Origin of the sequence: Pseudoalteromonas sp. B160 (assembly GCF_037162485.1) — a bacterium.
Classification (GTDB): Bacteria; Pseudomonadota; Gammaproteobacteria; order Enterobacterales; family Alteromonadaceae; genus Pseudoalteromonas; species Pseudoalteromonas rhizosphaerae.
Genome location: NZ_JARLUX010000001.1, coordinates 2,520,200 through 2,539,871, shown reverse-complemented (window position 1 = coordinate 2,539,871; position 19,672 = coordinate 2,520,200). Strand labels below are relative to the sequence as shown.

At 41.3% G+C, this 19,672-nt stretch carries 13 protein-coding genes and 2 pseudogenes; 8 read left to right on the top strand and 7 right to left on the bottom strand.

All coding sequences use genetic code 11. The annotated features are described in order from the left end of the window. Nucleotides 1-104 precede the first annotated feature (104 nt). The 5 genes from aceF to ampD all read right to left on the bottom strand — a co-directional run bounded on the left by aceF (nt 105) and on the right by ampD (nt 7,311). Nucleotides 105-2,012: a pyruvate dehydrogenase complex dihydrolipoyllysine-residue acetyltransferase gene (gene aceF / locus P4S61_RS11800; RefSeq protein ID WP_337118313.1), complete on the bottom strand. Its 1,908-nt coding sequence runs from the start codon at nt 2,010-2,012 to the stop codon at nt 105-107. A gap of 10 nt (nt 2,013-2,022) precedes the next feature. After that, a complete protein-coding gene (gene aceE, locus P4S61_RS11795; RefSeq protein WP_337118312.1) occupies nt 2,023-4,689 on the bottom strand; it encodes a pyruvate dehydrogenase (acetyl-transferring), homodimeric type in 2,667 nt (888 codons plus the stop codon). 114 nt (nt 4,690-4,803) lie between these two features. Further along, a complete protein-coding gene (gene pdhR, locus P4S61_RS11790; protein WP_145235214.1) occupies nt 4,804-5,553 on the bottom strand; it encodes a pyruvate dehydrogenase complex transcriptional repressor PdhR in 750 nt (249 codons plus the stop codon). Between the two features lie 333 nt (nt 5,554-5,886). Then, the gene (gene ampE / locus P4S61_RS11785; RefSeq protein ID WP_182731559.1) at nt 5,887-6,738 is read right to left on the bottom strand and encodes a beta-lactamase regulator AmpE; all 852 of its coding nucleotides are present in this window, start codon (nt 6,736-6,738) and stop codon (nt 5,887-5,889) included. A 27-nt stretch (nt 6,739-6,765) separates the two neighbouring features. After that, a complete protein-coding gene (gene ampD, locus P4S61_RS11780; RefSeq protein ID WP_182718484.1) occupies nt 6,766-7,311 on the bottom strand; it encodes a 1,6-anhydro-N-acetylmuramyl-L-alanine amidase AmpD in 546 nt (181 codons plus the stop codon). Nucleotides 7,312-9,100: 1,789 nt separating this feature from the next. On the opposite strand from ampD, the gene nadC reads away from it, so the two are divergent. The 3 genes from nadC to P4S61_RS11765 all read left to right on the top strand — a co-directional run bounded on the left by nadC (nt 9,101) and on the right by P4S61_RS11765 (nt 11,383). Continuing rightward, on the top strand, nt 9,101-9,946 hold the full coding sequence (gene nadC / locus P4S61_RS11775) for a carboxylating nicotinate-nucleotide diphosphorylase (RefSeq protein WP_337118311.1): 846 nt from the start codon (nt 9,101-9,103) through the stop codon (nt 9,944-9,946). A gap of 536 nt (nt 9,947-10,482) precedes the next feature. Further along, nucleotides 10,483-10,929: a prepilin-type N-terminal cleavage/methylation domain-containing protein gene (locus P4S61_RS11770; protein ID WP_182731561.1), complete on the top strand. Its 447-nt coding sequence runs from the start codon at nt 10,483-10,485 to the stop codon at nt 10,927-10,929. Further along, on the top strand, nt 10,916-11,383 hold the full coding sequence (locus P4S61_RS11765) for a pilin (protein ID WP_259397165.1): 468 nt from the start codon (nt 10,916-10,918) through the stop codon (nt 11,381-11,383). Before P4S61_RS11770 ends, P4S61_RS11765 begins: the two co-directional genes overlap by 14 nt. Here P4S61_RS11765 and P4S61_RS11760 read toward each other — a convergent pair. After that, nucleotides 11,364-11,972 carry a fimbrial assembly protein gene (locus tag P4S61_RS11760; protein ID WP_337118310.1) on the bottom strand — a complete coding sequence of 203 codons (609 nt, stop codon included), beginning with the start codon at nt 11,970-11,972 and terminating at the stop codon, nt 11,364-11,366. The genes P4S61_RS11765 and P4S61_RS11760 overlap by 20 nt on opposite strands. Before the next feature lie 152 nt (nt 11,973-12,124). Between P4S61_RS11760 and P4S61_RS11755 the strand changes: the two genes are divergently transcribed. The 5 genes and pseudogenes from P4S61_RS11755 (at nt 12,125) to yacG (ending at nt 18,305) form a co-directional block, all read left to right on the top strand. Beyond that, entirely contained in the window at nt 12,125-13,351 is a 1,227-nt protein-coding gene (locus tag P4S61_RS11755) for a type II secretion system F family protein (protein ID WP_337118309.1), read from the top strand. A gap of 1,304 nt (nt 13,352-14,655) precedes the next feature. After that, nucleotides 14,656-15,555, top strand: a complete 900-nt coding sequence (locus P4S61_RS11750) for a prepilin peptidase (RefSeq protein ID WP_337118308.1) — start codon at nt 14,656-14,658, stop codon at nt 15,553-15,555. Nucleotide 15,556: 1 nt separating this feature from the next. Then, a complete protein-coding gene (gene coaE, locus P4S61_RS11745) occupies nt 15,557-16,189 on the top strand; it encodes a dephospho-CoA kinase (RefSeq protein WP_337118307.1) in 633 nt (210 codons plus the stop codon). Between the two features lie 139 nt (nt 16,190-16,328). After that, nucleotides 16,329-18,008: a type IV-A pilus assembly ATPase PilB gene (gene pilB / locus P4S61_RS11740; protein WP_145235193.1), complete on the top strand. Its 1,680-nt coding sequence runs from the start codon at nt 16,329-16,331 to the stop codon at nt 18,006-18,008. A gap of 67 nt (nt 18,009-18,075) precedes the next feature. Then, nucleotides 18,076-18,305 (top strand): annotated as a pseudogene (gene yacG, locus P4S61_RS11735) (DNA gyrase inhibitor YacG). Nucleotides 18,306-18,455: 150 nt separating this feature from the next. Here the strand turns inward: yacG and P4S61_RS11730 are convergent. After that, nucleotides 18,456-19,627: pseudogene (locus tag P4S61_RS11730) on the bottom strand (NRAMP family divalent metal transporter). Nucleotides 19,628-19,672: the final 45 nt, after the last annotated feature.

Genomic DNA, 19,672 nt, shown 5'->3' with positions numbered 1-19,672 from the left:
ATGCAAGATATACAAAGATTGTATCATTGCAAATGGTAAAAATCCCAGCAAAAAACAACTGGCTGGGATTTGATTCTATTTATTTCGCTACATGCAGCAATTGCTTACATTACTAATTGGCGAATATCGCTCATGTAACTTGCTAAAGTTACAGTAAAGCGTGCCGCTAGTGCACCGTCAATCACCCTATGGTCGTAAGACATAGAAAGTGGAACCATTAGTTTTGGTTCAAACTCTTTGCCATTCCACTTAGGTTTAATTTCAGACTTAGAGACACCTAAAATAGCAACTTCTGGGGCATTTACGATTGGCGTAAAGGCTGTACCGCCAATACCACCAAGGCTTGAAATTGTAAAACAACCACCTTGCATATCAGAAGAGGTAAGTTTGCCGTCACGCGCTTTAACAGATACTTCCATTAATTCACGCGATAATTCAATGATGCCTTTCTTATCAACATCTTTAAATACTGGCACAACCAAACCGTTTGGCGTATCAACTGCAACACCGATATTGATGTACTTCTTAAGAATTAAGCTTTCACCGTCGTTAGATAGTGATGAGTTAAATGTAGGGAACTCAGCAAGTGCTTTCGCTGCTGCTTTCATTACAAATACCAGCGGGGTGATTTTAACACCTAGCTTTTTCTTCTCGCTAAGGGCATTTTGCTCTTTACGGAACTCTTCAAGAGTTGTGATATCAGCTTCATCAAACTGCGTAACATGCGGGATTTGCACCCAGTTACGGTGTAAGTTTTTACCCGATAGCTTTTGAATACGAGATAGTTTTTTCTCTTCGATTTCACCAAATTTAGCAAAATCAACTTTTGGCCATGGAATTAAACCAAGTTCACTACCACCAGTATTGCCAGAAGCTGTCGCTAATTGGCCTGATTCAACTTGCTTAACTAAGTTCTTCACATAGTCTTGCACGTCTTCTTTCACAACGCGATTTTTACGACCTGAGCCTTTTACGTTCGCAAGGTTAATACCAAACTCACGGGCTAAGCGGCGAACAACTGGCGATGCATGAGCATACGCACTATTGTTTTCAAAACTTTCATTGCTCGCTTTTGCAGGCGCTGCTTGTGCAGCTGGAGCTGATTCTGCTTTCGCTGCTGGTGCAGATTCAGAAGCCGCTTTTTCAGCGGTAGCTGCAGGTGCACTGCCTTGCACTTCAAATACAAAGATAAGTGAACCGGTCGATACTTTATCGCCCGCAGCAACTTTAATCTCTTTAACAGTACCGGCAAACGGTGCTGGTACTTCCATTGCCGCTTTGTCGCCTTCAACGTTTAAGATTGACTGATCTTCAGTAACCTTATCGCCTACTGCAACCATCACTTCAGTGACTTCAACCTCATCACCGCCGATATCAGGCACGTTTACTTCTTTACTGCTTGGCGCTGAACTTTGTGCCGGCGCAGACTCTTGAGCTGGCGCTGTTTCTGCTTTCGCAGCTGCAGGCTCACTACCAGCCACTTCAAAAACAAACACTAAAGAGCCTGTTTTTACTTTATCGCCAGCGGCAACTTTAATTTCTTTAACAGTACCTGCAAACGGCGCTGGTACTTCCATTGCCGCTTTGTCGCCTTCAACGTTTAAGATAGATTGTTCTTCTTCAACGGTGTCGCCAACAGCAACCATGATTTCCGTCACTTCAACTTCATCATCGCCGATATCTGGTACCGTGACTTCTTTAGTTGTTGAACCTGAAGACGCAGCAGGTGCTGCAACTTCAGATTTTGCTGGTTCTGCAGGCGCTTCGCTAGATGCTTGCTCTTCACCTTCAAACAAGAATACTAAAGAACCCGTAGTAACCGTGTCGCCCACGTTTACTTTGATTTCTTTTACAGTACCGGCTTGTGCCGCAGGTACTTCCATTGAGGCTTTATCACCCTCAACAGTTAGTAATGATTGGTCAACGTCAACTTTGTCACCAACGCTCACTAGAATTTCGGTTACTTCGACTTCATCGCCACCGATATCTGGTACTTTAATTTCAATACTCATTGCAAACCTCTTATGCGTACAGTGGATTAAGTTTGTTAGTGTCGATGTTGAACTTTTTAAGTGCTTCAACCACAACTGACTTCTCAACTTCACCACGTTTAGCAAGTTCAGATAACGTCGCAACTACTACGTAGCTGGCGTTAACTTCAAAGTGACGACGAAGGTTTTCACGGCTATCAGAACGACCGTAACCATCGGTACCTAATACTTTGTAGTTGCTGCTTGGAATGAATGAACGCGCTTGTTCTGCGTAGTTTTTCATGTAATCCGTTGCGGCAACAGTCACTGAGTCATTTAATACACTGGAGATGTAGGCAGTCTTCTGTTCGCTTTCAGGGTTAAGCATATTGAAACGCTCAACATCTTGCCCTTCACGAGTTAATTCGTTGAACGACGTTACTGAATACACATCAGATGCAATACCGTAATCATCACTTAAAATCGCGGCTGCTTTACGCACTTCAGTCATGATAGTACCTGAGCTTAATAGCTGTACGTTGGCTTTTTTGCCTGCGTAGCTTTCTAGCTTGTAGATACCTTTACGAATACCTTCTTCAGCACCTTCTGGCATCGCAGGTTGTGCATAGTTTTCGTTCATAAGCGTTAGGTAGTAGTAAATATTTTCTTGGCTTTCACCGTACATACGACGAATACCATCTTGAACAATAACCGCTACTTCGTAAGCGTATGTTGGATCGTAAGAGATACAGTTAGGTACTGTGTTAGCAAGAATATGGCTGTGACCATCTTCGTGCTGTAGACCTTCACCGTTTAATGTTGTACGACCAGCAGTAGCACCTAATAAGAAACCACGTGCTTGTTGGTCACCCGCCATCCATGCCATGTCGCCAACACGTTGGAAACCGAACATTGAATAGTAGATATAGAATGGGATCATTGGTAAATCGTTAGTGCTGTATGATGTTGCCGCAGCAACCCACGATGACATTGCACCTAACTCGTTGATACCTTCTTGCAATACTTGACCCGATGTTGCTTCTTTGTAGTAAGAAACGATATCACGGTCTTGCGGCGTATAGTTTTGGCCATGCGGGTTATAAATACCGATTTGACGGAATAAACCTTCCATACCAAACGTACGCGCTTCATCGGCAATAATTGGTACGATGTTTTTACCAATACCTTTATCTTTCAATAAGATATTAAGTGCACGAACAAAGCCCATAGTGGTAGAGATATCACGCTTTTGCTCTTCAAGTAATGGCTTAAATGCTTCTACTTCTGGCAGTACTAACTTTTCAGTAAAGTTAGGAATACGTTTTGGCGTATAACCTTTAAGTGCATCACGGCGAGCATGTAAGTACTTGTGCTCAGCCGAACCTTCTTCAAGTGTTAAATAAGGAAGTTCTGCAAGTTGCTCTTCAGATACTAAATCATCAAGACCTAAACGTGAACGTAAATGGGCAACGTGTGACATGTCCATTTTTTTCACTTGGTGAGCAATATTCTTACCTTCAGCCGCTTCACCCATGCCGTAACCTTTTACAGTTTTAGCTAGGATAACTGTTGGGCGACCTTTGGTCTCTTCTGCTTTTTTGAATGCAGCGAATAATTTTGATGGCTCATGACCACCACGCTTAAGCGCGAAGATTTCGTCATCTGTCATATCAGCAACAAGTGCTGCTGTTTCAGGGTAACGACCAAAGAAATGCTCACGTACGTACGCGCCATTTTTAGCTTTATAAGTTTGGTAATCGCCATCGACTGTTTCGTTCATCAATTGCAATAACTTACCTGTGGTGTCTTTAGCTAGTAGGATATCCCAGCCGCTGCCCCACACTAGCTTGATCACATTCCAGCCAGCGCCTTTGAATAGACCTTCAAGCTCTTGAATGATTTTACCATTACCCATTACTGGGCCATCTAGGCGCTGTAAGTTACAGTTAATTAAGTAACAAAGGTTGTCTAGTTTTTCACGTGCAGCAAAAGAAATAGCGCCACGCGATTCTGGCTCATCCATTTCGCCATCGCCTAAAAACGCGTATACACGTTGGTTTTTAGTGTCTTTTAAACCACGACCATCTAGGTACTTTAAGAAGCGCGCTTGGTAAATAGACGCGATAGGACCAAGACCCATAGATACCGTAGGGAACTGCCAGAATTCAGGCATTAATTTAGGGTGTGGGTAAGATGGTAAACCTTCGCCATCAACTTCTTGACGGAAGTTATCAAGCTGCGCAGCAGATAAACGACCTTCAACAAATGCACGTGCATAAATACCCGGAGAAATATGACCTTGATAATAAACTAAGTCACCGCCGTCTACATCATTTGGGGCTTTGAAGAAATGGTTAAAACATACTTCATAAAACGCCGCTGATGACTGGTAAGACGCCATATGGCCGCCTAGGTCGAGGTCTTTTTTCGAAGCACGCAATACAATCATGATTGCGTTCCAACGAATAATAGAACGAATACGGCGCTCAAGGTTTACGTCCCCTGGGTAAGCAGGTTCTTGATCTACCGGGATCGTATTAACGTAGTTTGTGTTGATACCTGTTGGCATATCAACACCGTCTAAACGGGCTTGCTCTAATACTTGCTCAAGTAAAAACTGAGCACGTTCAACACCTTCTTCACGCACAACTGATTCAAGAGCTTGTAACCACTCTTGTGTTTCTAGCGCGTCTACGTCAATTTTATTGACTTCAGACATATGGAGGTTTCCTTATGTTTAAAATACGAATGTTCTTAATTAGCACTGTGGTAATCGTGTTGCCATATACAGCACTTGCTTAAATTATTTATCTTTAACTTAGTTTTTTGTTACTTAATTTTGCTTTGTGCGTCTTAAACTACGCTCAATTCGTGAATGCTCTTTACCTGCTTCCAATAACGCTTCTTCAATGAAAGCTAAGTGAGCATTACTGGCAAGTCGCGCTTGCTCTGGATTCCCTTCAATCACTGCATCCATCAATAAACGGCGGTGCTCAGCTAAGCGCGAACTAATATGCGGCTTCTCTAACAATACCGTTAAATTTTGTAAAACATTTTGCTCAAGCAATGCCCGCATACCGCGCACTAAATGCAGTAACACCACATTATGCGAGGCTTCTGCCACACTAAAGTGAAACGCGTTAATTGCTTTGGCTTTTTGTAGTAAATCATCATGAGCCAATGCAATGCATTCAAAGCTTTGCTTAACTTTAGCAAAGTCGGTGCTAGTACCACGAAGCGCAGCATAATAAGCTGCAATCCCTTCGAGAGCATGACGAAACTCTAATAAATCAAACTGTGATTCAGGATGTTTACTGATCAAGTCAAATAACGGATCAGTGAGCCCTTCTTCTAGCTGGTTTTTTACAAACGTCCCGCCACCTTGACGTCGCGTTACTAAGCCTTTTGCCTCTAGCTTTTGAATGGCTTCACGTAATGAAGGGCGAGACACTTCAAATTGTTTGGCTAATTCACGCTCTGGCGGCAGTTTCTCACCCGGTGCTAATGAGCCCTCAAGAATCATGTTCTCAAGTTGCTGTAAAATAACATCCGATAGTTTTGCTGCTTTAATCTTTAAAGACATTAATCAACGTCCGCATTGTAGTGGAAATGTAACCTGAAAAATCCAAGTTTGTGCCCAGAGACTAGACCAAAAGGTAAATTGGTCATACCAAATTTGAGCCATACGTTATCAAAAAGCAAGTTTGCTGTCAATTTCGCTGCGACGCACCTTAAAAAACACCCTAACGTATTTTGCACAAAGATCAAACAGTATGAGATAAAGCCAGTGTTTAGGAAGGAATTTTATAAAAAAACACAATGGTCTGACCAGATGATTGGGAGATGAGGTTTTAAGTTTTAGGTCCTAGGTTTTAGGTTTTAACAATAACTTCCCTAAAACCTAGGACCTGTTTATTTACGCTAACCCGCCAAACAACGTTAGCAAGGCAATCAACACCAAGTAAAATAACACATTTCGTTTTACAAGCTTCATCATACAAGTTGCTTCATACGCGCAACCAAAATGTTGCTGTTCTATTTGCTCTGCGGCAAGCGCGGTATTAGTAACCACTTTACGGTTACTCACTGTAAAATCGAGTGCATAATGCAGCCAGCAACTGGTGCCTTTATTAAAGTTACCTATTACTAGATAACCAAAGCTGGCGATTCTGGCTGGTAACCAATCAAGCCAAAATAATAATGAATGAATAAGTTTAAATCGTTTGGCATACACAACTTTATGGTCGTCCTGCACTAAATCAGCAAAAGTACGTACTAATGCATACAAGGTCGCGCCAGGTACGCCTAATATTACAAACCAAAAAATAACTGCACAATAAAAACGAAAGTTTACCCAAGCCAACGTTTGTCCAAAAGTTTCGCCACCTTTTTGCTCTTCCGTTTTCTTTTGCCCCATTTGCAGTGCATATAAGGTTGCCGCTTGCTGATCATCACGGGTTAGCGCATTTAAATAGGACTTATATAAAGCACGTTGTTTAGCACAGCCAAAGCAAACCAGCAGCACAGCCACATTAATGGCTAACTGCCATAATACAAAATCAGATAAGGTAAAAATAACCGCCACAAGTAATACCGGCAAACACAGCCAAATAATAAATCCTGCAGGCGAATTGAATAGACCTTGCTCGCCAAGCTGTTTTTTTGAACGTGTTAAATAGCCTTGCGCGTAATAGCTTATTTGCCAATAATCAGATCGGGCACCTAAACGCTCTAATATCAGAGCTATTATTATAGAAATTAAGATCATACTTTTCTCTTTCCAAATTGGCGCTAGTTAAAATATAGCAGCAAAATAATGATTCCAATCAAAACTGTCTCCAGGGTCTGTTTTTCGCCCTGATGCAATGTGACAATGGCCAACAATACGCTCGCGAGTGATAGCTGGGTATTTATATATCAATGTCTTAGTTAAGGATTGTAATGCATTATATTGATTTTGGGTATACGCCGTTGTATCTGTACCTTCAAGCTCAATACCAATACTAAAATCATTACACTGACTACGTCCTAAAAACTCAGACTGCCCAGCATGCCAAGCACGTTTACTAAAAGGCACATACTGAACTATTTCACCGCTGCGTTTGATAAAACAATGTGCTGAAACTCTCAACCCCTTTAAATCAGCAAAGCTAGGGTGTGCTTGGCAATCAATACATCCCATAAACAAATCATCCACAAACGGCGTGGCAAACTGCCCTGCTGGCAAGGAAATATTATGAATCACTAATAAAGATATTTCCTCACCTAGTGGGCGCTCATCAAAATGCGTACTTGGTCGCTGGATAGCGGTACTAACAACACCAAAAGAGTTTATTTTCATAGTTTATATTCATAATGGCCTGTAAATAAATGCATAGTCAGATGCTAATAGATTTCCAAGTAGAATAACAGCAAAGCACTTTCATTGTTTTGCGCCGGTAGCAGCGAGTTTACCTCGCGACTGTTTTTACATTTCCATAGACAAACCAATTTCACCACCGAGAAGAGAAAGCCACGGGCTACGGGTAACGAGCTGCGGGCTGTAAGTTCACCTAGCAGCTAGTCACTTCCCTAGTTCCTATTTTCCTATTTTCCTCTAAAGCGCAGCGCCTCTTATCCTCTTTGTGAATAAATTTTAATTGCGCGGGGTAAACCCGCACCTACGCATTGGTAGCAGCGAGTTTACCTCGCGACTGTTTTTACATTTACACAGACACACTATTTAACCACCGAGCCCACCGAGGCGCTTTGCTACACCGAGAAGACAAAAGTAAAGTTAATAACTATTACCTATTGGTTTTTCCTCTGTGAGCTCGGTGCTCTCTGTGGTGAATAAATCACTAAAAGACTTTTGCACAAAGAGAAGTGAATGAGAAGAACAAATGCCACGGGCTTCGAGCGACGAGCTTCGAATACCCCTAGCACCTAGTCACTTCCTAAAACCTAGTCCCTATTTTTAAATTACTTCTCTAATGCGCGGCGTCTCATAACCTGTTTGTGAATATACGCGGGGTAAACCCGCGCCTACGTATTGGTAGCAACGAGTTTACCTCGCGACTGTTTTTACATTTACACAGACAAACTATTTAACCACCGAGCCCACCGAGGCGCTTTGCTACACCGAGAAGACAAAAGTAAAGTTAATCACTATTACCTATTGGTTTTTCTTCTGTGAGCTCGGTGCTCTCTGTGGTGAATAAATCACTAAAAGACTTTTGCACAAAGAGAAGTGAATGAGAAGAACAAATGCCACGGGCTTCGAGCGACGAGCTTCGAATACACCCTAGCACCTAGTCACTTCCTAAAACCTAGAACCTATTTTTAAATTACTTATCTAATGCACCGCGTCTCATAACCTGTTTATGAATATACGCGGGGTAAACCCGCGCCTACGTATTGGTAGCAACGAGTTTACCTCGCGACTGTTTTTACATTTACACAGACAAACTATTTAACCACCGAGCCCACCGAGGCGCTTTGCTACACCGAGAAGACAAAAGTAAAGTTAATCACTATTACCTATTGGTTTTTCTTCTGTGAGCTCGGTGCTCTCTGTGGTGAATAAATCACTAAAAGACTTTTGCACAAAGAGAAGTGAATGAGAAGAGCAAATGCCACGGGCTTCGAGCGACGAGCTTCGAATACCCCCTAGCACCTAGTCACTTCCTAAAACCTAGAACCTATTTTTAAATTACTTATCTAATGCACCGCGTCTCATAACCTGTTTGTGAATATACGCGGGGTAAACCCGCGCCTACGTATTGGTAGCAACGAGTTTACCTCGCGACTGTTTTTACATTTACACAGACACACTATTTCACCACCGAGGCGCTTTGCTACACCGAGAAGACAAAAGTAAAGTTAATCACTATTACCTATTGGTTTTTCCTCTGTGAGCTCGGTGCTCTCTGTGGTGAATAAATCACTAAAAGACTTTTGCGCAAAGAGAAGTGAATGAGAAGAACAAATGCCACGGGCTTCGAACGACGAACTTCGAATATGCCCTAGCACCTAGTCACTTCCTAAAACCTAGAACCTAGAACCTAATCAAACTTATAGCTTCAGCCTTCTCTTTCACTTTCAAACCATGTAAAATTTGTGCAATTTCTTAATTATAATGAGCTTTTATAATGTCTATCCCACACAGCCTTTTAAGCCAATTGGTTAAACTTGCCCTTGATGAAGATTTAAATTACCAAACAGCCGAACAAGGCGACATCACCGCGCAATTAATTCCAGCGGCGCAGCATGCTAATGCCAAAGTGATCACCCGTGAAGATTGCGTGTTTTGCGGTAAAGACATTATCTTAGAAGTATTCAAACAAGTTGATCCGAGTGTAGCAGTTAATGTATTGGTAAATGATGGTGATACAGTTAAAGCTAACGATACCTTATTTACAGCAATAGGTGCTGCCCGCGCTATTTTAACAGCCGAACGTACCGCACTTAATTTTGTACAAACCTTGTCAGGTACAGCCACCACCACAGCGCATTATGTAAAAGAACTCAGTGGCACCAACACCCAACTACTCGATACCCGTAAAACCATTCCGGGCCTACGTGCATTACAAAAGTACGCGGTCAAATGTGGCGGTGGCGCAAATCATCGCATTGGCTTATTTGATGCGTTTTTAATTAAAGAAAACCACATTGCCGCCTGTGGTGGCATCGATAAAGCCGTAGCGCAAGCAAAACTTAATCATCCAACTAAACCAGTAGAAGTAGAAGTCGAATCACTTATTGAGCTAGATCAAGCCATTACAGCCGGTGCTGATATTATAATGCTGGATAACTTTAGCGTTGAGCAAATTCAACAAGCAGTGGTACTGACCGATAAGCGCGCTAAATTAGAAGTCTCGGGTAATATGACCCTAGAAACACTGCGCACCTACTCACAGGCTGGGGTCGATTTTATATCCAGCGGGGCACTTACAAAAAATTTACAGTCAATCGATTTGTCAATGCGCTTTGAGTAATAATCAAACTAAATAACAAATATTATGTTTCCCTAATGCGTTGACAAACTGATTAAAAAAGCATTAAATACGCCGAAAGGCTTACACTGTAACAAATTGTTAATTTTAGTGCTTCATATAATACAAAACAGTGCTAATGTAAGCCTCAAGGGTGAATTAAATAACTTTCAACCAATTCTAAAGAACTACTTACGGGTATTGTTTTACACCGCACGGCTACTTTGATGAAAGCTGTGAGTTAAATAAACAACATTAATACCAAGTAGTGGGTGAAGAAAGTTTTTAAAATTCGATGAAATGCAGTTAAAGCCGCTTTCAATCAGCTGTTTTAGTGCTAAAGTAGATCTAACAGAGTAATTTTAATAGTTGCTAAAACCTATCCAGCAGTATTTAGCTAGGCACTGGGTTAGGTATTAGTAATTTAACGATTTTAAAAAAACCGTAAGATAAAGCAGTTACAATAGCTAACGTGATTACACACTTTACTAACATAATTTATTTAGCTTACAAAAAACACTATCCTTTAGGAGAGGAACATGGAAAAAATGACACAACAAAGTCAAAAGGGTTTTACCCTAATTGAATTAATGATTGTTATCGCAATCATCGGTATTCTTGCAGCTATTGCATTACCGCAGTACCAAACTTACACTAAAAAAGCACGTTTTTCTGAAGTTGTACTTGCTGCATCTTCAGCTAAAGGACTCGTAGATGTATGTTATCAGACTCGTGGTGAAGGTAGTTTAGCTAACTGTGATACTGCTGGGAAAATTGGTTTAGATGTAGATGGCGCAGCTGCAGGAAAACAAGTGAAAAGTGTTGGAATTACAGCAACTACAGCAGTTGTGACTGCAACGGGTGAATCAACAGTAGATGATTCAACTTATATTTTAACACCAACACCAGCTGTTAGTGGAGCTGTATCTTTAGGCACATTAACTTGGGCACAAACTGGCTCATGCATCGCTGATGGGCTTTGCTAATAACGAAGCACAGCTAAAGTTAATGAGAAAAGCACTCGGCTTCTCATTGATCGAGCTAATGATTACCATCGCCATTGTGGGGATTTTGGTGTCATTAGCTCTTCCTGCCTATAACAACCACTACAAACGCGCTAAATTTACGGAAGTAGTACTTGCAACTAACGCCCTGCAACGCGCTATTGAAGTTTGTTTTTATGCTAGAGAAACACTCAATAATTGTGACTCATTCAGTAAAATAGGTACCAATAAATCAAATTATCTTGCACCAAAGTTCATTGCTAATATTGAGATATTAAACACAGCAGGGAACTATAAAATAACCTCCACTGCAAGCAGTGAAGCTTCAATATCAAATGCTGGTGATACTTACATCATGGTTGCGAATATAAATGCAAATCAACTCCAGTGGGAGTTATCTTCTGCAAGTACATGTATTAGCGAAGGGACTTGTTAAAGGTAAGTACACCATTGCTTTTTGTAATATTAACAATGCCATTCTTGGTGATTACCCCACATATTGTTTTACACTCAGTTGCAAAATCTGTTGATTCAAAAAACTCATTCATTTCGATTGGTGGAATCGATTGGCCAATTAACTTGTCGTACAACGGACGGTTTTTAGTGCCAACAGCTGGTTCATTAAACGAGTAAAAACCCTCGAACGTATACCCATCTCTCGCATCGCCTTTTGAAATTGCAAAATATGATGCCTGCCATTTCACAATATAAGCTAAGCGCTGACTGTCAATTTGCTTTACACCATAACCTAAAGAAATTACTTGCAAAAATACGATAAGTATCAGGTTGGTGATATTTTCTTTCCTTGTTTTTACTGGCGATAATAACCAAAAACAAAGTACCGGCCCGAGAATTAAATCAATTGATAGAATGATTCCAGCAAGTCCAACTAAGTCTGTTAAATAATGTCTACCTGCATAAAACCACTGAGAATAAATATAAAAACCAGCAATCGATAATACAAGTAGTCCGAGTAAAAAATGCAAACCAGACCATTTTAGTTTTCTTAAGTAAATAACACTCATTAACGCATTACACTCCAACTAAAAGATAAACAAATTGAATTAAGCCTATTTAATCAGCTTAAGTTTATCTAATCAATTGTTTAAGCAGTTAAAGCTGGCTACTATAGAGTATAATAATTTTTTATTTCCTAAACGTAATTCGGAATAAAGCAATGGCTAAAGAAACAGATAAAAAAGGACAAGATACCTTCGAATGGGTTGGTGTAAGCGCCCGAGGGAAACGTTTAGAAGGTGAAATGAATGGGATGAGTATAGCTTTAGTCAAAGCCCAATTACGTAAACAAGGTATCACGCCATCAAAAGTTAAACGTAAAGCCAAACCTCTATTTGGCGCACGTATGCAGAAAATCACAGCAAAAGATATTGCTTTAGTTACGCGGCAAATTGCCACTATGCTAATGGCGGGCGTACCACTTATTCAATCAATCGAAATGATTGGCACCGGCGCTACCAATAAAAGTGTTAGCAAATTGATGGAAACCGTTGGCGATGAAGTGAAAGCCGGTGGTACTTTATCTAACGCACTACGTAAACACCCTCGTTATTTTGATGATTTATATTGTGATTTAGTGGCCTCCGGTGAGCAGTCCGGTGCGCTGGATAAAATATTTGACCGTGTTGCCCTTTATAAAGAAAAATCTGAAGCACTAAAATCAAAAATTAAAAAAGCCATGTTTTATCCTATTGCGGTATTAGTAGTGGCGTTAATTGTTACCTCTATTTTACTTATCTTTGTAGTACCGCAATTCCAAGATATTTTTGCCGGCTTTGGTGCAGAGCTCCCTGCGTTTACCTTGATGGTTATAGGCATTTCTGAGTTTATGCAGGAATATTGGTGGATGATGTTCATTGCCCTTGTTGGTTTTGGTTGGGCTTATAAAGAGGCACTGCTAAAAAGTAAAAAGCTGCGCGACGCCAACGACCGTGCAATTTTAAGGCTTCCTGTAATAGGCATGATTTTAAACAAAGCCGCGGTGGCACGTTATGCTCGTACGCTTTCGACCACCTTTGCGGCAGGTGTACCGCTAGTTGATGCACTTGATTCTGCTGCTGGAGCTTCAGGTAACGCGGTTTATCGTTATGCTATTTTAGATATAAAAGCTGAAGTAAGCTCGGGTAATCAAATGAACTGGGCGATGCGCAACTCAAAAATATTCCCAGATATGGTGATACAAATGGTAGCCATAGGTGAAGAGTCAGGCTCTTTAGATGGCATGCTAGCAAAAGTCGCTACTATTTATGAGCAAGAAGTTGATGATGCAGTAGATGGTTTATCAAGCCTATTAGAGCCACTTATTATGGCGGTACTCGGCGTACTGGTTGGCGGTTTAATTATTGCCATGTACTTACCTATTTTCCAACTTGGGTCGGTTATATAAAGCTGTAAGCTGTAAGCTGTAAGCTGTAAGCTGTAAGCTGTAAGCTGTAAGCTGTAAGCTGTAAGCTGTAAGCTGTAAGCTGTAAGCTGTAAGCTGTAAGCTGTAAGCTGTAAGCTGTAAGCTGTAAGCTGTAAGCAATAATGTTCCTAATTTATATTAAGCAATGCAACATCTTTTTTATTTAAGTGATTTATTCACCACAGAGATTAAGAAACGCTGCGCTTTAAAGAAGTAATTGTAAAAATAGGTTCTAGGAAGTGGCTAGGGTGTATTCGAAGCCAGTGGCGCTTTTCTCATTTGCTCTCATTCACTACTCTTTGTGCAGAAAGGTTTTTAATTGTGGATATTACTTGTAGGCGAGAGGCTTGCCACCGCGAAAATAATCTCATTGTCGCGAGATAAACTCGCTGCTACCAATACGTAGGCGCGGGATTACCCCGCGCAATAGATTCAAGTTCTGTCAGTGATTAATTCACCACCGAGAACACAGAGTTCACAGAGAAGAAATAAGTGATTTTTTACTTTGGTTTCTCTGTGTAGCGCGAAGCGCCTTTGTGCCCTCGGTGGTAAAATAGGTTTGTTTGTGTAAATGTATAAACAGTCGCGAGATAAACTCGCTGCTACATACACGTAAGCGCGGGGTAACCCCGCGCAATAGATTCAAGTTCTGTCAGTGATTAATTCACCACCGAGAACACAGAGTTCACAGAGAAGAAATAAGTGATTTTTTACTTTGGTTTCTCTGTGTAGCGCGCAGCGCCTTTGTGCCCTCGGTGGTAAAATAGGTTTATCGGTGGAAATGTATAAACAGTCGCGAGGTAAGCTCGCTGCTACCAATACGTAGGCGCGGGGTTACCCCACGCAATTAGATTAAAGTTCTGTCAGTGATTAATTCACCACCGAGAACACAGAGTTCACAGAGAAGAAATAAGTGATTTTTTACTTTGGTCTCTAAGTGTAGCGCGCAGCACCTTTGTGCCCTCGGTGGTAAAATAAGTTTATCGGTGGAAATGTATAAACAGTCACGAGGTAAACTCGCTGCTACCAATGCGTAGTCGCGGGTTTACCCCGCGCAATAGATTAAAGTTCTGTCAGTGATTAATTCACCACCGAGAACACAGAGAAGAAATCAAAGATTTTTTACTTTGGTTTCTCTGTATAGCGCGCAGCACCTTTGTGCCCTCGGTGGTAAAATAAGTTTATCAGTGTAAATGTATAAACAGTCACGAGATAAACTCGCTGCTACATACACGTAAGTGCGAGCTTTTAGTAGTTTTTAGATTTTAGGTTTTAGGTTTTAGCGAATGCAAAATTTTTTTCTTGATATAATCACTGTTATGCAAAACCAATTATGGTTTTACTTACTCACTGTTGGCTTAGTGAGCCTGTGTATTGGCAGTTTTTTGAATGTAGTTATTTACCGGTTGCCGATAATGATGCAACGTGAATGGCAAACAGAATGCCGTGTTTTACTGGCTGACGATTTAAAACCTACAAAAGCTGATAATACAGAAACTGAGTTTAATCTGGTCAAACCTAACTCTACTTGCCCAAAATGCAAAACAGCCATTAAGCCTTGGCAAAACATTCCTGTTATTAGCTGGTTATTGTTAAAAGGTCGCTGCGCCAGTTGCAGTAACCCAATTTCAGTACGTTACCCAATTGTTGAAATGCTTACTGCGGTTTTAAGCTTAATAGTGGCCTACACCTTTGGCGCGACTGAGCAGGCACTACTGTATATTTTAATTACTTGGGTGCTCGTCGCCCTTACCTTTATTGACATTGATCATATGCTACTGCCTGACCAACTCACCTTACCTTTAGTCTGGTTAGCATTAATTGCTGCGGTAATGGGCATCACTATCTCCCCAACAGATGCCATTATTGGTGCAGCATGTGGTTACTTAAGCCTCTGGAGCGTATTTTGGCTATTTAAACTGCTCACCGGTAAAGAAGGCATGGGCTATGGTGATTTTAAATTACTGGCGGTATTTGGCGCATTGCTTGGCTGGCAATCATTACTCACCATTGTTTTATTATCGAGTGTAGTAGGCGCTATTATTGGTATCGCGTTATTGAGTATTCAAGGCAAAGATAAAGCCACGCCAATTCCATTTGGGCCTTATTTAGCCATTGCCGGTTGGGTTACTTTGTTATGGGGCACACAAATCCAAGTATTTTATTTTAACTTGTTAGGTTATTAATATGAATGCATCCACTCATAAAGCGATGAAAAATTGGGTGCTGGGCTTAACCGGCGGTATTGGTTGCGGAAAAAGCGCCGTTAGTGCCATGTTTGAAAAACTCGCTATTACCGTGGTTGATGCTGACATTATTGCACGCCACGTAGTCAAACCGCATAGCCCTGGTTTAGCTGCTATTAGTGAGCATTTTGGTGCCCAAGTGCTAAACCCCGACGGCAGTTTAAACCGGGCGCAATTACGTGAGATTATTTTTGCTGATACAGCGCAAAAAACTTGGCTTAATAATTTGCTGCATCCACTGATCCGTGAAAAAACCCTTACTGATTTACACTCTGCAAACAGCGCATATGTGGTGCTCGTCGCACCACTGTTATTTGAAAATGGTCTTGAGCAATATTGTGATCGCACTTTAGTGATTGACGTTCCTGTAGAAATACAACTCAAGCGTACTATCGCCCGCGATAACACCTCTGAGCAGCAAGCACGCAGTATTATCGCCGCACAAATGTCACGCGAGGATAAACGACATCGAGCTGACGATGTGATTGATAACAACCGCCCATTGCATTTGGTTGAGCAGGATATAATGCAGCTTCATCAAAACTACTTACAACTAACGACTAAAGCTAACTAATAAAGATGATAACGGTTGTGATAAACAAAAACTTTTTAGCTTTTTGTTGTCAAATTACCTTAAATCGACAAGACTGATGTTATACCATTCTTTTTTCTGATAAATTGCTGGCTATGAAAGGATCTAACCAAGGTGCGCAATGAATATTAATTCACCATTACTTAGAAAGTTTATTACGCTTGGCCGTATTGACGCAGAAACAGTCAAACTCAAACAGCGTGAGTATGGCTCAACAGCAGAGTTGATCGCAAAATGCAGCGGTATTGATGGTCATGAACTTGCCGAGCAATGTATCGACTTATTCCGAGTGCCTTATTTTGATATACGTGAGTTTGACGTCGAGCTGATCCCAAAAGAGCTTGTTAAAGAAAAGCTGATCAAAGATCATCATATTCTACCTTTAGTTAAAAAAGGCCGTAAACTCTACATTGCCGCGTCGGATCCGACTGATTATGGTGCTTTTGAAAACTTTGAATTCAGTACAGGGCTTGCTTGTGAGGTGGTCGTTGTTGATTATCGCCAGCTTGAAGCCAAAATAGATCAACTGCTTGATGCGTCGGGCAGTTTAAATTTAAGTGATGAAGAATTTAAAGAATTTAGTGATTTAGATACCGAAGGTCCTCGCGAAATACAAAACAATGGCGAAGACGAAAAAGACGATGCCCCGATTATCGTATACATCAATAAAATTTTGATGGATGCAATTAAAAAAGGCGCCTCGGATTTACACTTTGAACCTTACGAACATAAATACCGCGTGCGTTTTCGTATCGATGGCATTTTACATGAAATGGCCAGCCCGCCGAACAGCTTAGCCACGCGTTTATCAGCGCGGATAAAAGTAATGGCACGCTTAGATATTGCCGAAAAACGCAAACCACAAGATGGCCGTATCAAACTTAAAATCACCGAACGTAAAAGTATCGATTTCCGGGTAAGTACGCTGCCGACTTTGTGGGGCGAAAAAATAGTAATGCGTATCCTTGATTCATCCAGTGCCATGCTTGGCATTGATGTACTGGGTTACGAACCTGAGCAGAAAAAGCTCTATATGGATGCGCTGCAACAACCGCAAGGCATGATTTTAGTTACCGGCCCTACCGGCTCGGGTAAAACAGTATCACTTTACACTGGTTTGAATATTCTTAACCAACCAGAGCGTAATATCAGCACTGCAGAAGATCCGGTTGAGATTAACCTTGAAGGTATCAACCAAGTACAAATTAACCCGCGCGCAGAGATGACCTTTGCTAATGCGCTAAAAGCGTTTTTACGTCAAGATCCTGATGTGGTGATGGTCGGTGAGATCCGTGATCTTGAGACCGCTGAAATTTCTATCAAAGCGGCGCAAACTGGTCACTTGGTATTATCGACCTTACATACTAACTCTGCTCCTGAAACCCTAACCCGTTTACTTAATATGGGTGTACCTGCTTATAACGTTGCCAGCTCGATTAGCTTAATTATCGCACAGCGCTTAGCTCGACGTTTATGCCCTAAATGTAAAGCACCAGAAAGCTTGCCGGACGAAGAGTTACAACGCCAAGGTTTTAGCCCTGAACAAATAACTGAACTCACTTTATTTGCTCCCAAAGGCTGCGATAGTTGCACTGATGGCTACAAAGGTCGTGTGGGTATTTATGAAGTAATGCAGATTACTCCAGAAATAGCGCAAATCATTATGCGTGGCGGTAATTCACTAGAAATTGCTGAAGTATCGTTAAAGTCAGGCTTTAATAACTTGCGTTTATCAGGCCTCAGAAAAGCTGCCGCCGGTATGACTTCATTAGCCGAGATAAACCGAGTAACTAGTTTTTAAGATCCTAAAACCTAGCTTTCTAGGTTTTAGAGTTATAAATCGTAAACAATATGTATGAGAAGATGTTATGCCAACAGTTGTAAGCTGCCCAACGTGTAAAAACGAAGTCGAATGGTCAGAAAAAGTCCGCACCGCCCTTTTTGTTCAAAACGCTGTCAGTTAATTGATTTAGGCGAATGGTCGTTTGAAAACAATAAAATCTCTGCACCTATTACCTCTGCAGATGATTTAAGCCAAGATATGATTGAAGATATTGAAGCTATGCTTGCTAAAAACGACGATGATTTTTTCAAGTAAGCCTGAAGTAATTGAAAAATAGAAGCTAGGTTTTAGGTAGTAGCTAGGTTCTAGTATTCGAAGCTCGCAGCCCGTGGCGAGGTAAACTCGCTGCTACCAATATCTAGCCGCGGGTTTACCCCGCGCAAACTCCAATTAACTACTTTGCTGTTAACCAAGCTTCCAAACCAAAAACACCAACGCAAAGCCAACTAAATAAATCAGTCCTAACCAGCTCAAGCTTTGTATTACTTTGGAATGCTGAATACTTGGCACTGAGCGAACTAAGCTGAAGTTCAGCCATGCAAAAATCGGCGTGGTCAAAAATGCTAGCGTCATGGCAAAAGTAAGCATAGGGCCAAGGGCTGATTTAAAGAATAAGATCACCGCCATCCCCGCCAAAGATTGTACTATCAACCAGATATTTAAGCTGTGCTTACTTTGTTTAAAACCTAATAACTTGTGTGATTCGTTTAATGTGCGGGCGTAGCCATCAAGCACGGTTAAAGTTGTGCCAAACATACACAAAAACGCGATAATTGAAACTAATGGTCGTGCCCATTCACCTATGGTAAGGGCATACATATCAATAAGCTGTTTAGCAAATGCCACGCCGCCGAGCTCTATATTCGCGCTTTGCCCATATTGCACTAGCACACCAAGTGAAAAGAATACTAATGCCAGCCCTGCGGTTAACCAATAACCTAAATTAAAATCAAACAACCCCTGAGCCTTAGTCACGCTTTGCTGACTTTGCTTTTCTTTAAGCCACAATGAGCTTAATGCTGAGATTTCAATCGGTGCAGGCATCCAACCCATCAATGCCACCATAAAACCCAGCATAGCAAGTTCATAGGGAGATGGGCCAACGTAATCAGCAGGTGCCATTGGGCCGTTACTAAATGCAATAGCTAGGGCAATGACTGTTGCTAGTGTAAGTAGCCCCATAATAGCCTTTGCGACGTTATCGAGTGCTTTAAAGTGCCCGAGTAATAAAATGACTAAGCAAACGGCGAGGATCAACCAACACAGTAAAGTCACTGAAATAGCAATGGGTAAAGCGTAGTGTAATAAACTGGCCGTTAATAGCAACACACCAGCAGTATTGACCACCGCAGCAATAATATTTAACCCAATAAAACTATAAAAAAACCATGGGCCTTTACTTTGATAGCCTTCAACTAAGCTTTTTTTGTGGCTAGCGTGTACTCGATACCAAAGCGGAAAAACGGATACTTAAGCACGTTAACAACGAGGATTAACCAAAATAGCTGCCAGCCAAAAATAGCCCCTGCTTGCGTTGATGCCACTAAATGTGAGCCACCAATTGCAGCGGTCGCCATTAAAATACCAGGACCTAGTGCGTTTAAACGAGTTTGCCAAATTGA

Bases quoted from the DNA above. Each gene is read 5' to 3' on its own strand.
- ampD (WP_182718484.1), bottom strand. From the start codon at position 7,311: ATGAAAATAAACTCTTTTGGTGTTGTTAGTACCGCTATCCAGCGACCA.
- coaE (WP_337118307.1), top strand. From the start codon at position 15,557: ATGAATGCATCCACTCATAAAGCGATGAAAAATTGGGTGCTGGGCTTA.
- pilB (WP_145235193.1), top strand. From the start codon at position 16,329: ATGAATATTAATTCACCATTACTTAGAAAGTTTATTACGCTTGGCCGT.
- ampE (WP_182731559.1), bottom strand. From the start codon at position 6,738: ATGATCTTAATTTCTATAATAATAGCTCTGATATTAGAGCGTTTAGGT.
- P4S61_RS11750 (WP_337118308.1), top strand. From the start codon at position 14,656: ATGCAAAATTTTTTTCTTGATATAATCACTGTTATGCAAAACCAATTA.
- pdhR (WP_145235214.1), bottom strand. From the start codon at position 5,553: ATGTCTTTAAAGATTAAAGCAGCAAAACTATCGGATGTTATTTTACAG.
- aceF (WP_337118313.1), bottom strand. From the start codon at position 2,012: ATGAGTATTGAAATTAAAGTACCAGATATCGGTGGCGATGAAGTCGAA.
- P4S61_RS11770 (WP_182731561.1), top strand. From the start codon at position 10,483: ATGGAAAAAATGACACAACAAAGTCAAAAGGGTTTTACCCTAATTGAA.
- nadC (WP_337118311.1), top strand. From the start codon at position 9,101: ATGTCTATCCCACACAGCCTTTTAAGCCAATTGGTTAAACTTGCCCTT.
- P4S61_RS11765 (WP_259397165.1), top strand. From the start codon at position 10,916: ATGGGCTTTGCTAATAACGAAGCACAGCTAAAGTTAATGAGAAAAGCA.
- P4S61_RS11755 (WP_337118309.1), top strand. From the start codon at position 12,125: ATGGCTAAAGAAACAGATAAAAAAGGACAAGATACCTTCGAATGGGTT.
- aceE (WP_337118312.1), bottom strand. From the start codon at position 4,689: ATGTCTGAAGTCAATAAAATTGACGTAGACGCGCTAGAAACACAAGAG.
- P4S61_RS11760 (WP_337118310.1), bottom strand. From the start codon at position 11,972: ATGAGTGTTATTTACTTAAGAAAACTAAAATGGTCTGGTTTGCATTTT.